The organism is Novosphingobium sp., assembly GCF_027486195.1.
Classification (GTDB): Bacteria; Pseudomonadota; Alphaproteobacteria; order Sphingomonadales; family Sphingomonadaceae; genus Novosphingobium.
Map to the genome: position 1 here is coordinate 70,769 of NZ_JAIXPP010000124.1, position 13,236 is coordinate 84,004.

The following is a 13,236-nucleotide window of genomic DNA, read 5'->3' on the forward strand; positions in this document are numbered from 1 at the left end:
AAGATGGCCAGACTACTCCAGGCCCTCGTGGTAGCCGCGATGACCTCCAGCCTTGCCGTGCCGGCGCTTGCGCGCGGACATCAGACGCAGGTTGCACAAGGCAGCTGGCAGTCGGGCTATCCCGGCGCCTATCAAGGCTCATGGCAGGGCCAGTACCCGGTTCAGTATCCTGTTTATGGCGCCCCCGTCTACGCGCCGCCAGTCTACAGCGCTCCGGTCTACAACCCCCCGGTCTACAGTGCCCCAGCCTACAACGGTCAGGTCGCCCCGCCGCAGGGCTATGTGCCCGCTCCGCAGGCCGCGCCTGACGCCGATCCGCGCTACCGCGAAATGGTCGAAAGGTGCCAGGGCGTGACGACGCGCCACAGCGGTACGACCGGTGCGGTCATTGGCGGCGTTGTGGGCGGAGTCGTCGGCAACCGGGTCGCCTCGGGCAATCGCACCATCGGCACAGTTGCCGGTGCTGCCGTCGGTGCTGTCGCCGGCGGCGCGATCGGCAAGTCGGTCGACAAGAACCGCGAGCGGGAATGCGAGGAGTTCTTCAGCAGCTATGCCCCGCCGGCTCCGGCCTACTATGGCTATGGCGCGCCCGCTGGTGGCTATGCCTACGGCTATCCGTCCTATGGCTATGCTCCGATGCCGGGCGCGCCAATGACGGGCGCGCCGATGGGCTATGTCATGGTGCCGGCGAACGCGCCGCAAGCAGTCGCGCCGGGTCAAGGCGCCTGCACCGAAACGCGGACTGTGTCTTACGAATACGTCCCGGTGAAGAAGCGCTACATTGGTGCGCCACCGCGCCGTCCGGTGGTGCACGACAAGCGCGTCAAGGTGCCGTCCGGCAGCTGAACCGAGGCGGATTCCCGCCCCTTGCCCGAGGCATCGTGATACGGTGACCATGCCTCACCGTGCGGCGCAGGATTCTAGTTTCCGCTCGGCGCGTTCGGGAGGAGCGCCACCACGACGCCTACTTCATGCATGCCCCCGGACGGCAGGCGCATCAGCACGTGGCCGCCATAATCAACGTCGAACCGGGCTGCATCCGTCTGGAAGGTCCAGGCAAAGTCCGCCGAGCTCGGCACGGCTTTTCGGCCAACCGGGCGCCGCGTCCCGTCATAGGCATCGATGCGCCCGCTCTTGGTGATGTAGAAGTCGCTGGGATCATCATAGAGGATGATCCGCGCTGCCAGCCCCAGATCGGAAGCGCCATCGCCTTCGCCATCCGGATCAAACCGGACCTGGTTCATCGGCACTAGACCGCGGTTGTGGCGCGCCTGGGTAAGCGCGGCAGCGACGAGAGCCTCGGCATTTTGCCAACCGTGGACAATCGCTGCGATGCGGTCCTTGCGACCGGGATGAGTCGGGGTCGCCTGCTCCGGGAGAATCCGGGCCGCTGCCGAAGTCGTCTCGGCAAGAGACGCACCGAGACGGGCGAGCACAAAGCCCGAAAACTCGTCCGCCTCAAGCTCGTCACGCCAAGGCTCGGCCGATTGGCGCAGGGTGTGGCCGGCAAGATGATGGCCGACCTCATGCGCCAGAATACTCATGGCACCCCAGTCCGGGCAGATGCGATCAGCCACTTGCGCCATGAACCGAGGGTCGAACAGAATCACGCGGCGGCCGTTGATGATCTCGGCTGCGGCAGGGGTGGAGGGATCGACGATCATCTCGAAATTCATCTCGAGCCCGCTGACGCGGACCACGCGCTCCACTTGGGTCCGGGCCTCCGCCAGATCAGCCTGCTTCGAGGCGTTCTGCTGGCCCATGTAGCCAAGCGCGCCAAGGCCTTGCACCCGGCCCTCGGTGGGCCAGTACTCGTGCAGCCGGGCATCGGACCATTCCTTGCCCAGTTCGCACTGCCCTTTTTCATGATCGCTGACGGGTTGCCCTTGCTGATCGCGCGCAGCCTGGGCGAAAAGATGATGCGGCAATGCCGCGCTCATGGCCACGGCAACGACCAAGCGGAAGGTCCGCAGCCTCATGTGCGATCAACTGCTGGATGGGCTGGCGCCGCATCGCGGCGGTACGCAGGGAGACCTTGCGGCGCTACGCATGCGGACGACGGCAATCGCGCCGACCTTCTGCGCACGCAGCTACTCCCACTTCAATTCTTGCCTGAGCTTTATAGGCTAAACATCTCAGGCAAAATACATATATCTACTGATCCCATGTGTGGTCAATTTTTGGCAAGCAACGGAAAATAATGCCAATTCTAATTCAGGATCCGAAACGTGTAACTGTAGTGATCGCGCGGTGCATCCCGGATGCCGGTGATTGTCACCGTGTAAGTCGGGCCTGCTACAAGGCCGTCGACTCGCCAGGAGAGGCAATTGGCGACGCCGTAGCCCTCATTGTCCCAGAGCTGATCGCGGACGGGCAGGGTCCGTTCGGCATCCCGTATCGCAACCCTGGCATCGGAGAAATCAACCTTGGTGTCTGTGTCAGGGTCCTGGCTGACCGAGAACGAGAGGCGCGCGCGGGGTGAGAAAAACACGGCCGGATAGTCGCCCTGAGGCCACGCGACGATATCCGGAGCACTCGGACGGTGGGCGTGACCGGGCGACGTTCCCGGGAAGTCGAACACCTTCATGACCACCGAATCAACCCGCGCGCCCCCGGGCAGAACCGCGATGACCCGGCCGAGAGCCGTCTGGTCTAGGTAGGGATCAAGCATCCAGCGGCGATGGCCGATCTCGTCGCCCTCGCCTTCGATCAGCCATTCGGCGAGAATGGCGTTATCATCCTCGTATGTAAGGTACGGTGAGGAAACGCCCCCCAGCAGATTCGAGCTTCCTGCAGCGGCAGCGCCCGCAGCAGTCCAGCACGTCCAGTTCGGCGGGGGATCATGGCTCAGCGCGTTGTTGGTGGCCATGATCAGCGCGGCTTCACCGGCTGCAAGGTCGGCTGCTTCGTTGTAACGCACTGGTGCAAGTCCATGGCGAGCCCGCAGTGCATTGAAGGCATCAAGAAAGCGGAACTTCGTCTCCGGCCGGAGAACGCCGGCTATGCAGTGAGCCGGATCGGGCGGCTGTGCATAGAGCGACGCCGTGTTGGACCACGCATGTTCGTCAATCGGCGCGATCGCGCCGTGGTAGGGAACGGACGAAGCGGGAGAGGACGCATCGCTCTCCTCGATGATCACTTCGTCCGGCTCGGGATCATATTGCGCGGTGGCAGACACGGGACCGCCTGCCACCCACAAGGCAAAAGCTGCTGCCGAAGCACGACAAAGCGCACGCAGTTTCAGGGGATTTCCTGTCCGCGTGCGCATTGCCAATCGGCTTAGCAGCAAGGGCTGATCATGGCCGCCGCTTCAGAGCTTGCGACCGATCAGTTCCTTCATGATCTCGTTGGTGCCACCAAAGATGCGCGTGACACGCGCGCCGCGCCAGGCACGGGCAATCGCGTACTCGTTCATGTAGCCGGCGCCGCCATGCAGCTGGAGGCACTTGTCCATCACTTCCCACTGCAGTTCGGTGTGCCAAAGCTTGGCCGCCGCGCCTTCCTCGGCGGTCAGTTCGCGCTTGAGATGGCGAGCCAGCGCCCAATCGAGGTGCGCCCAGCCCACCTGCAGCTTGGACTTGAGGTCTGCCAGCGTGAAGCGGGTGTTCTGGAAATCGAGGATCGGCTTGCCGAACGCCTTGCGCTCGCGCGTGAAGGCGACCGTATCGTCGAAGGCCTTCTGCGACGAAGCCTGCGCGCTGACGGCAATCGAGAGGCGCTCCTGCGGCAGTTCGCTCATCAGGTAGATGAAGCCCTTGCCCTCTTCGCCAAGGCAGTTGGTGATGGGCACGCGCACGTCCTCGAAGAACAATTCCGAGGTATCCGCTTCGTCCTGACCGATCTTGTCGAGGTTGCGGCCGCGCTTGAAGCCTTCGCGGTCCGCCTCGACCAGCACGATCGAGACACCCTTCCATGCTGGCTGGACTTCGGTGTCGGTCTTGCAGCAGACGAGGATCAGGTCGGCGTTCTGGCCATTGGTGATGTAGGTCTTCGACCCGTTGATCACGTAGTGGTTGCCGTCCTTCTTGGCGCTAGTGCGCATGCCCTGAAGGTCTGAACCGGTGCCGGGCTCGGTCATCGCGATGGCGGTGACCACTTCGCCCGAGACCATCTTGGGCAGCCACTTGCGCTTCTGCTCTTCAGAACCATACGAAACGAGGTAGTTCACCACGATGTCGGACTGCAGCGAAAAACCGGTGGCGACGCGGCCGTAGTAGGCGCTCTCTTCATCGACGATGGCGTTGTAGCCGAAGTCGAGGCCGAGGCCGCCGTATTCCTCCGGCACGGTCGGGCAGAGCATGCCAAGCTCGCCTGCCTTGGGCCAGATCGACTTGGGTACGATGCCCGCCTCTGCCCATTCATTGGCATGCGGCGCGATTTCGGTTTCAAGGTAGCGCCGTACCGTCTGGCGAAACGCCTCATGGTCCGCGTTATAGGCAGAGCGGGGGATCAGATCGAGCGACATGGCAGGCTCTCCGGTTTCAGGTCTCTTATTGCCCTGAAGGATAGGCAAACCCGTCCGGTTCGGTCAATCAAAATTAATCGACCGGTTAACTAGTCCTTGGGGGCAGAATCCTGAGGACTTAGATCGCCCCGCCTGTGAGCCGCTGGCAGATCAGATCGAGCTGATCGAGGGTCTTGTAGCGGATCGTCACCGATCCTGTGCGCGGATCGGCATCGGCCTGGATCGTGACCTTGAGGCCGAGGAACTCCTCGAGATGCGCCTGGACCGCGGCGATATCCGCCGAGCTTGCCGGATCGCGCTCGGCCCGCGCCCGCCGCGGTGCCGATTCGGGCCGCATGACGCGCTTCGCCAGCCGCTCGACGTCGCGTACCGAATGCCCCTTCGCAATTGTCTCGCGCGCCAAGGGAACGGGATCGGGAAGCACTGCCAGTGCGCGGGCGTGGCCCATCGACAGTTGCGCGCGCTCGACCATGTCGAGCACTTCGCCCGGAAGGACGAGCAGCCGCATCAGGTTCGCGACATGGCTGCGCGACTTGTCGACGAAGGTGGCGATCTCCTGCTGCGTCAGTCCGTCCTGCTCGGACAGGCGCTGATAGGCCCGCGCTTCCTCGATGGGATTCAGGTCCTCGCGCTGCAAGTTCTCGATCAGCGCCAGTGCGGTCACTTCGCGGTCATCCAACTGGCGGACAATCGCCGGGATCTCGTGCAACCGCGCACGCTGTGCCGCCCGCCAGCGCCGCTCGCCCGCAACCAATTGATAGCGCCCGCCGCCCAAGGGTCGCACCACCACCGGCTGGATCACGCCGCGCGCGGCAATCGAGCGTGCCAGTTCCTCGAGCGCATCCTCATCGAAATGCCGCCGCGGCTGTTCCGGATGCGGCTCGATCGAAGCCACCGAAAGCGACGCGAGGCCGCTGACCACCTGCTCGCCCGGTGCTGAAACCGAGATCCGCGAAACCGCTTCCTCGCGCCGCGTCTCACCCAGCAGCGCGCCGAGACCGCGACCCAGCGCCGGCCGCTTCACCGCCTTGACCGCCGCGCTGCCGTCCGCTTCCCCGCTCATGCTGCAATCCTCCGCTCTGGCAGGCGGCCGATCAACTCGCGCGCCAGCTTCATGTAGGCCTGCGATCCGGCGCAGGCATGGTCGTAGATCAGGGCCGGCAGCCCGTGGCTAGGCGCTTCCGAAAGGCGCACGTTGCGCGGAATGACTGACTCGAAGACGAGCCCGTGCAGGCACGACCGCACGTCGTCAGCCACCTGATCCGTCAGCCGATTGCGCCGGTCATACATGGTCAGCACGATGCCCAGGATGCCGAGGTCCGGGTTGAACCGCTCCTGCACCCGCTCCACGGTCTGGAGAAGCTGGCTCAGCCCCTCGAGCGCGAAGAACTCGCACTGCAGCGGCACCAGCAGCGAATTGGCTGCCGTCATCGCATTCAGGGTGAGCAAACCCAGCGAAGGCGGGCAATCGATCAGGCAGATCTCGTGCCCCGCATCCTCGGCCAGAGCCGCACGCAGCTTGCCCGTCCGATCCGTCTCGCTGACAAGCTCCACCTCGGCGCCGGACAAATCGACAGTCGCCGGGATGAGGTCGAGGCCCGGAATCCGTGTGGGGATCATGCAGGAAGCCACACTCGCCTGCTCGATCAGCAGATCATAGGAAGAGCGCTCACGTTCCGCAGCCGAAACGCCGATCCCGGTCGAGGCATTGCCTTGCGGATCAAGGTCGATCAGCAGAACCTTCCACCCCGTCGCCGCCAGCGCCGTGGCAATGTTGATCGCCGTGGTGGTCTTGCCCACCCCGCCCTTCTGATTCGCGACGGCTATCGTGATCATCGACCTGAACCTCGTTTGCGAGTCTGTGAAGCGAGTGTGCCAGTGCGTACAATTTCGGCGCGCCCGTGGAGATGGCCAACGATGATGCCAGCCGAAAGATCGGTCAACGACTGTTCCACGTGAAACACGCGATTCCATTCCGCACCGAGCGTTTCCAGTTCATGCTGTGCCTTGGCCCCCTTCGGCAACAGCCAGAGTGTCTCCGGTGTGGAAAAGCGCCAAGCAACGTCTAGCAACCGGTCCAGCGGCGCAAAGGCCCGTGCAGATATCACCTGCCATTTGCGGTCCGGCACGTCCTCGACGCGCGACAGGACGACCTCTACATTTGTCAGGCCCATCAGCGCAGTGGCCCGTGCCAGCCACTCGGTGCGCAATCGCCGCGAATCGACCAGCGTCACCGGTCGCTCAGGCTGCAGCGCCGCGATGACCAGTCCGGGGAACCCCGCCCCGCTGCCGAGATCCAGCCATGGCCCCGCCGGAACTGTTTCACGTGAAACATGGAGAAGCTGCGCGCTGTCCAGAATATGACGCAACCACACAGACATCAGCGACGGCCGCGAAACGAGGTTCTGCCGCCCATTCTCCTCGCTCAGTGCGTCAACAAGCCGAGTAAGCCGCGCCATGGCATCGGCATCATAGCGCGCCTCCAGCCAGGCCCGCGCGTCTGCCTCGCTCTCCACGTTCATGCCGCCACTCGCCGCCGCGCGGCGACGAGCAGGCTGGCCAGCGCCGCCGGCGTGATCCCAGGCACCCGCCCGGCAGCAGCCAGAGTGTCGGGCCGCGCCAGCTCCAGCCGCTCGACCATCTCCCGCGACAGTCCGGGCACGTCCCCATAAGGGAAGTGATCGCCCAGTGGCACGCCATCGCTGGCCCGCAGCTGCTTCAGTTCCGCCTCCTGCCTCGCCAGATACGGGGCATAGGCTGCATCCTCGGCCATCTCCTCGGCAAGATCTGCGCTCGGCATGGCGTCACCCAGCCATGGAGCAAGTGCCGCAAAGTCCACCTCTGGGAAGCGCAGCCATTCCTTCAAGGAGCGACGCACGCCATCCCCCCGCACCAAGACGCCGTGATCGCTGAGCGCGCCCGGCAGCACAACCTGCGCAAGCGCCGCCTCGGCCCGCTCGCGAGCTTCCTCACGCGCAACGAACCAGGCCGTCCGCTCAGGGCCGATGCAACCAGCGGCCAGCCCAAGCGGCGTCAATCGGGTGGAGGCGTTATTCGCTCGCAGCCTCAGCCGATACTCGGCCCGAGCGGTCAACATCCGATAGGGCTCCGAAACACCGTGCAGCGTCAAGTCATCGACCATCACCGCCATATAGCTCGAAGCACGATCAAGCGGCGGCGCCTCCCGCTCCAGCACAGAAGCTGCGGCATGAATGCCCGCGACAAGCCCTTGCGCCGCCGCTTCCTCATAGCCCGTCGTGCCATTGATCTGACCCGCGCAATAAAGACCAGGCATGTCACGCAGCTCCAGACTCCGGCGCAGCGCACGCGGATCGATATGGTCATACTCCACCGCGTAGCCGGGCACGAGAATCTCGACCGCCTCAAGCCCCTCCATCGAACGCATCATTGCCACCTGCACATCGGTCGGCAACGACGTCGAAACGCCATTCGGATAGATGATATGGTCATCGAGGCCTTCGGGCTCGAGAAACACCTGATGGCCATCCCGATCGCCGAAGCGGTGGATCTTGTCTTCGATCGAGGGGCAGTAGCGCGGCCCTTGCGCATCAATCGCCCCACTGAACAGAGGTGAGCGATCAAGGCCGGCGCGAATGGCGTCATGGGTTCGCGCGTTGGTGCGGGCAATCGCGCAAAAGACCTGCGGCTGCGGCCTGGTGCCCGTAAGTGCTGACATAGTCCAATGCACGGCATCGCTCGGCTGGACTGGCAGTCGCGACCAGTCGATCGTCCGCCCGTCAAGCCGCGGCGGTGTCCCGGTCTTGAGCCGCGCCATCGGCAGCCCCGCTCCGCGCAGCTGTTGTGCAAGGCGATGCGCTGCAGACTCGCCAATCCGGCCGCCTTCCATCCGCTCTTCTCCGCGGAACAATCGCCCGCCGAGGAACGTTCCGGTGCACAACACCACCGCACGCGCGGCCAGTGCCGATCCATCGGCAAGATCGACACCGCAGACCGTCCCGCCTGCCATGCGCAGCGCTGCCGCCTCTCCGGCAACAACAGTCAGCCCGTCCTGCGCCGCCACCATCCGCTGGATCGCGGCGCGAAACAGCCGCCGGTCCGCCTGCACGCGCGGACCCTGCACCGCGCTGCCCTTGCTGCGATTGAGCATCCGGTAATGGATCCCCGCCTCGTCAGCCGCGCGGGCGATCAGCCCATCGAAGGCATCGACCTCACGAACGAGGTGTCCCTTGCCAAGCCCGCCGATCGCGGGATTGCACGACATCGCCCCGATCATCACGGGATCAAAGCTTACCAGAGCCGTGCGCGCGCCCATCCGCGCGGCGACCGCAGCCGCCTCAACGCCGGCGTGTCCGCCCCCCACCACGATGATGTCGAACTGGTGCATGCATGCGCGCGATATGCGATTCGCGCTTCCGCGTCAAAGCTGGCAAAGCCCGTCGGTTAGTGTTTCACGTGAAACATCACTTCCCGATACAGAACCGCCCGAACAGCGCATCGAGCATGTCTTCGGTCCCGGCACGCCCTACGAGCCGATCGAGTGCGAGGCGCGCGATCCGCAGCGATTCGGCGGCAAGGAGTGGATCGATCTGGAATGCCGCCTCGCTGAGAGCCGTCGCAACCTCACCCAGCAACCCATGCTGCCGCGCGTTGAGCGCTACGTCGCCCGGCGCAGGCAGAGCCGAACGCGCATGCTCGATCAGAGCTTCGCGCAAACGGTCAACACCCTCACCAGTCCGTGCAGACAGGCGGAACATTGCGGCCGCCTTCGCGAGGGCATCCGGTCTGTCGCATTGCGCTGCGATTTCCCAAAGCGCGGCGCCCGGCGGACCCACGCCTTCCGGTCCGAGCCAAAGCACAAGGTCTGCACGCCCAGCCTCATTCCGCGCTCTTTCAATGCCGATCTGCTCGATGGCACCCGCCCCCTCCTCCCGCAGCCCGGCCGTGTCGACGAAGGTGAATGGGACACCGCCCAGCGCAACACTGCGCAGCAGGACATCACGCGTCGTCCCCGGTTCGGCTGCCGTAATGGCTGCTTCATCTTCAACCAAAGCATTGAACAGTGTTGATTTTCCGGCGTTGGGCGGCCCTGCCAGCACCACCCGGAAACCCTCGCGGAGGGGTTCGGCCCGAGGGCGGCTCAGCCACGCGGCCAGTTCCTCCGCGAGTGCGGCGCAAGCCGGTGCAAAGCCGTCCGGAAGACCACCACCCACCTCGTCGATATCGTCATCCCCGGCAAAATCGAGCGAAGCCTCCAGCGCCGCCGATAGCGTCAGAACTTGGGTGCGCCACCTGCCCACCTGCTGTGAAAGTACGCCTCCCGCCATCGCCATTGCCGCGCGGCGCTGCAATTCCGTCTCTGCGGATAGCAGGTCTGCCAACCCCTCAGCTTCAGCCAGATCAATCCGTCCTTGGGCAAAGGCCCGGCGCGTGAACTCTCCCGGCTCAGCTCGGCGCAATCCGGGCAGCGCTGCGAGCGCGGCCTCGACCGCAGCGACCACAGCGCGCCCGCCGTGCAGATGCAGTTCTGCACAATCTTCGCCAGTCGCCGTGCCCGGTCCCGGGAGCCACAGCGCCATGGCCTTGTCGAGCGTGAGGTCATTTGCATCCCGCAGCACAGCCAGCACGGCTCGGCGCGGTGCTGGCAGCTTGCCCGCCAGTCGCCGCAGAGCCGACCCAGCCTCAGGCCCGCTCACCCGAATAACGGCAATACCCGCCGGCGGCGCGCCGGAACTCAGCGCGAATATCGTCTGGGTCACACTGGCAGTTCGCTCAGGTCTTGGGCTTGTCGCCGGAAGCACCCGCCTTGAAGCCGGCCATCGCTGCGCCCGCGCCCTGCTCGACAAACTGCTGAAACAGCTTGAGGCCCATCTCGCCCATCGGCGCGATCTGCTTGGCAAAGCCCTGGAGCTGGTCAACGCTGTTCATGCCTTGCATCGCCTTGGCGATCGCATCGACATAGACATCGTTGGCGCGCGTCACATCCGGCAAACCCAGAAAGCGGCGCGCCTCTTCCGGTGAGCATTCCACCTCGACATTGACTTTCATGGACGCACCTCTCGCTCTAGCACAGCAACACTGTCATGTGCTCTTGGCAAAGTCCATGGACAGCGCCAATCAGAGCCCAGAAGAACAGTTTCCGCGAACAACCATCCGAAAAGGACCAGCACCATGGGCGAGATGACGACGATCCCCACCCTCAATGGCGATAACGAGATACCGGTCTATATCGCCACGCCCGAAGACCAGACCGAGGCTGCGATCATCGTCATCCCGGAAATCTTCGGCGTGAACGCCGGCATCCGCAAGAAGTGCGACGATTGGGCAGCACTTGGCTATGTCGCGCTTGCTCCGGATATCTTCTGGCGCTTTGCCCCTGGGGCGGAGCTCGATCCCGATGTGCCAGAGCAGTTCCAGACCGCACTGGGCTATTTCGGGCAGTACAACCCGGATCTCGGCGTGCAGGATATCGAAGCAGCGATCCACTGGCTCCGGCACGAACAGGCGGTGGACAAGGTCGGTCTGGTCGGCTTCTGCCTCGGTGGGCGCATGGCCTACATGGCAGCTGCACGCACGGATATCGATGCCTCGGTGGGCTATTACGGCGTGATGATCGATCAGATGCTGGGTGAGGCGCATGCGATCGCCAATCCGCTGATGCTGCACATCCCTACGGCTGACCACTTCGTCGGGCCGGAAGCGCAGGCCGCTATTCACGCCGCATTGGATGCGCACGCCAAGGTCGTGCTCCACGACTACGTCGGGCTCGATCACGGCTTCGCGGCGGAAATGGGCTCACGCCGTGATGAAGCGGGCGCGCAGCTGGCGGATGAACGCACCCGCGACTTCTTCAAGGCCCACCTGACCTGAAGAGCAATCACGCCGCGCCGTCGTAACCTGCAATGCCTTCGAGCAGGCGGGCAATCGCGGCGCGGTCATCCTCGGTCACTTCAGGCCGCCAGATCTCGAACAACAGCACCGTGCGGGTTTCAGCACCCGCATTGCGCGCCTCGTGCTCCATGGAATCGTCGAAGATCAGCGGCACACCTGGCTCCCAGATGCGTGTCTCGCTACCCACTCGCAGCGTGCAGTTCGGCGCGGTGCGGATCGGGACGTGGCAAATCAGGCGCGTGTTGAGCATGCCGGTGTGCGGCGCGATGTGGGTGCCGGGCTTGAGCCGCGACCAGAGTGCATTGGGCGCTCGCCCCGGGATCATCGGCATCGGCGCGTGAGCCAGCGCGGCCATCGTCGCCGGGCAGCGCGCAGCGTTGGTCGCCACCGGGGCGCCATCTTTCCAGAAGTAGAATGCACCCCACGCCGGATCGCCCAGCAGGGGATTGTTCGGTGCAGGCCGGTCGTCCGCGGCTATGACATAGGGCGCGAAGGTATCCGCCGCTTCGTCGGCCGTAACAGCCGCAAGCTCGGCCTGCATTTGCGGCAGCAGAGCCAGCACGGCCTCCATCCAGCCGAACTCTGCCGGATCATAGAACCGCCGCTGCGGCAGGCCGGGAAAATAGAACAGCGAGGGTCGCTGCAGATCAATCTCGCGTGCACCGCGTAGCAGCCCCAGCGCTTCCTCCATCGCCGGTGACAGGCCTCCTGCCATCACCGTGTCGAGGTGTTGCCGGAAGGCGCTCTGCGCCTCACCGATGAATGCCTGTGCAGCTGCCGCCATGCCTTCCATGCCGCGCGGAATCCCGCTGACTGCCGCCTGCGCCAGTGCCGTGGTGTAGAAACTCACAGCCGCACGGTCATCGCGCGCATGCTGCCGGAGCTGCCCCTTGGCCAGCAACGCGCCAACATCGCGGGGAGCAAGCGACAGCTGCCGATCAAGCGCCATTTCGGCGGCGGCGTGGTTGCCCAGCGCAAGCTCCGCCTGCGCCAGCGCCGGCCAGGGCATACGCTCGGGGGCGATGCCGCCGCTAGCATTGCGCAGCAGTTCTACCGCACGCGCCGGATTGCGCGCCCTTAACGCGGCGAGTCCTTCGCTGATCAGGTTTTCCGGCGAAGCGGTTGTCATGACGCCACGACTAGCGCAAACCTGCGCTGGATCAATGGCAGGCGCGCCCCGGCGTGCCACAAGGCCTCACCACGACAGGCCCACGACAAGGAGAGACACCCCATGCACACCGGCCTCGCCGCCTGGCACCGCTACATGCAGACCGGCGACACCGACCTGCTGGCCGAGCTGATCGCGCCCGATGCGGTGTTCCACTCACCGGTCGTCCACACCCCGCAGGAAGGCCATACCAAGGTGCTGATGTACCTTACGGCCGCCGGCCAGGTCTTCGCCGATACCGGCTTCACCTATGTCCGCGAACTCGTCGATGGTCCCGAGGCACTGCTCGAGTTCACCGCGACGGTCGATGGCATCCACGTCAACGGGATCGACCTGATCCGCTTTGATCTTGAAGGAAAGATCATCGATTTCAAGGTGATGGTGCGGCCGCTGAAGGCCATGAACAAGCTTTGGGAAATGATGGCGGCGGCGCTGCAAAACACCTGAGCGCCGCCGGTTTTCCCTACTGATTCATCGTTGCGAAGAAGTCCTCGTTGGTCTTCGAGTTCTTCATCTTGTCGAGCAGGAATTCCATCGCATCGATGGTGCCCATCTGCATGAGGATGCGGCGCAGTACCCACATCTTGCTGAGCTGATCCTGCGGCACGAGCAGTTCTTCCTTGCGGGTGCCGCTCTTGCCCACATCCAGCGCCGGGAAGATGCGCTTGTCCGCCACCTTGCGGTCGAGCACGATTTCCGAGTTGCCGGTGCCCTTGAACTCTTCGAAGATCAC

The 13,236-nt window shown here is 64.5% G+C and carries 13 protein-coding genes and 1 pseudogene; 3 read left to right on the plus strand and 11 right to left on the minus strand.

Annotated elements, in window-relative coordinates; translation table 11 throughout:
* Positions 1-3: 3 nt before the first annotated feature.
* Positions 4-846 carry a glycine zipper 2TM domain-containing protein gene (locus Q0071_RS21230; RefSeq protein ID WP_298174387.1) on the plus strand — a complete coding sequence of 281 codons (843 nt, stop codon included), beginning with the start codon at positions 4-6 and terminating at the stop codon, positions 844-846.
* Between the two features lie 74 nt (positions 847-920).
* Here Q0071_RS21230 and Q0071_RS21235 read toward each other — a convergent pair whose 3' ends face one another.
* The 9 genes from Q0071_RS21235 to Q0071_RS21275 all read right to left on the minus strand — a co-directional run bounded on the left by Q0071_RS21235 (position 921) and on the right by Q0071_RS21275 (position 10,492).
* Positions 921-1,940 (minus strand): hypothetical protein, encoded by a 1,020-nt coding sequence (locus Q0071_RS21235; RefSeq protein WP_298174389.1) that lies wholly within the window; start codon positions 1,938-1,940, stop codon positions 921-923.
* A gap of 269 nt (positions 1,941-2,209) precedes the next feature.
* The gene (locus Q0071_RS21240; protein ID WP_298174391.1) at positions 2,210-3,178 is read right to left on the minus strand and encodes a CAP domain-containing protein; all 969 of its coding nucleotides are present in this window, start codon (positions 3,176-3,178) and stop codon (positions 2,210-2,212) included.
* 132 nt (positions 3,179-3,310) lie between these two features.
* Positions 3,311-4,465, minus strand: coding sequence for an acyl-CoA dehydrogenase family protein (locus Q0071_RS21245; RefSeq protein ID WP_298174393.1), 1,155 nt, complete (start codon positions 4,463-4,465; stop codon positions 3,311-3,313).
* Positions 4,466-4,583: 118 nt separating this feature from the next.
* Positions 4,584-5,528, minus strand: a complete 945-nt coding sequence (locus tag Q0071_RS21250; RefSeq protein ID WP_298174395.1) for a ParB/RepB/Spo0J family partition protein — start codon at positions 5,526-5,528, stop codon at positions 4,584-4,586.
* On the minus strand, positions 5,525-6,301 hold the full coding sequence (locus Q0071_RS21255) for an AAA family ATPase (protein WP_298174397.1): 777 nt from the start codon (positions 6,299-6,301) through the stop codon (positions 5,525-5,527). The genes Q0071_RS21250 and Q0071_RS21255 overlap by 4 nt, the downstream gene beginning before the upstream one ends.
* Positions 6,298-6,987, minus strand: coding sequence for a 16S rRNA (guanine(527)-N(7))-methyltransferase RsmG (gene rsmG, locus Q0071_RS21260; protein WP_298174399.1), 690 nt, complete (start codon positions 6,985-6,987; stop codon positions 6,298-6,300). Before rsmG ends, Q0071_RS21255 begins: the two co-directional genes overlap by 4 nt.
* Complete coding sequence (gene mnmG / locus Q0071_RS21265; RefSeq protein ID WP_298174401.1) at positions 6,984-8,831, minus strand: tRNA uridine-5-carboxymethylaminomethyl(34) synthesis enzyme MnmG; 1,848 nt, start codon at positions 8,829-8,831, stop codon at positions 6,984-6,986. The genes rsmG and mnmG overlap by 4 nt, the downstream gene beginning before the upstream one ends.
* Before the next feature lie 76 nt (positions 8,832-8,907).
* Positions 8,908-10,203 carry a tRNA uridine-5-carboxymethylaminomethyl(34) synthesis GTPase MnmE gene (gene mnmE / locus Q0071_RS21270; RefSeq protein ID WP_298174403.1) on the minus strand — a complete coding sequence of 432 codons (1,296 nt, stop codon included), beginning with the start codon at positions 10,201-10,203 and terminating at the stop codon, positions 8,908-8,910.
* Positions 10,204-10,216: 13 nt separating this feature from the next.
* Positions 10,217-10,492 (minus strand): DUF6489 family protein, encoded by a 276-nt coding sequence (locus tag Q0071_RS21275; RefSeq protein WP_298174405.1) that lies wholly within the window; start codon positions 10,490-10,492, stop codon positions 10,217-10,219.
* 123 nt (positions 10,493-10,615) lie between these two features.
* Between Q0071_RS21275 and Q0071_RS21280 the strand changes: the two genes are divergently transcribed.
* On the plus strand, positions 10,616-11,314 hold the full coding sequence (locus tag Q0071_RS21280; RefSeq protein ID WP_298174407.1) for a dienelactone hydrolase family protein: 699 nt from the start codon (positions 10,616-10,618) through the stop codon (positions 11,312-11,314).
* A 7-nt stretch (positions 11,315-11,321) separates the two neighbouring features.
* Here the strand turns inward: Q0071_RS21280 and Q0071_RS21285 are convergent, their stop codons facing one another.
* Entirely contained in the window at positions 11,322-12,464 is a 1,143-nt protein-coding gene (locus tag Q0071_RS21285; RefSeq protein ID WP_298174408.1) for an aspartyl/asparaginyl beta-hydroxylase domain-containing protein, read from the minus strand.
* A 102-nt stretch (positions 12,465-12,566) separates the two neighbouring features.
* Between Q0071_RS21285 and Q0071_RS21290 the strand changes: the two genes are divergently transcribed.
* The gene (locus Q0071_RS21290) at positions 12,567-12,950 is read left to right on the plus strand and encodes a nuclear transport factor 2 family protein (protein ID WP_298174410.1); all 384 of its coding nucleotides are present in this window, start codon (positions 12,567-12,569) and stop codon (positions 12,948-12,950) included.
* Between the two features lie 16 nt (positions 12,951-12,966).
* Here Q0071_RS21290 and Q0071_RS21295 read toward each other — a convergent pair.
* Positions 12,967-13,236: pseudogene (locus Q0071_RS21295) on the minus strand (transcription termination factor Rho); the annotation flags it as partial.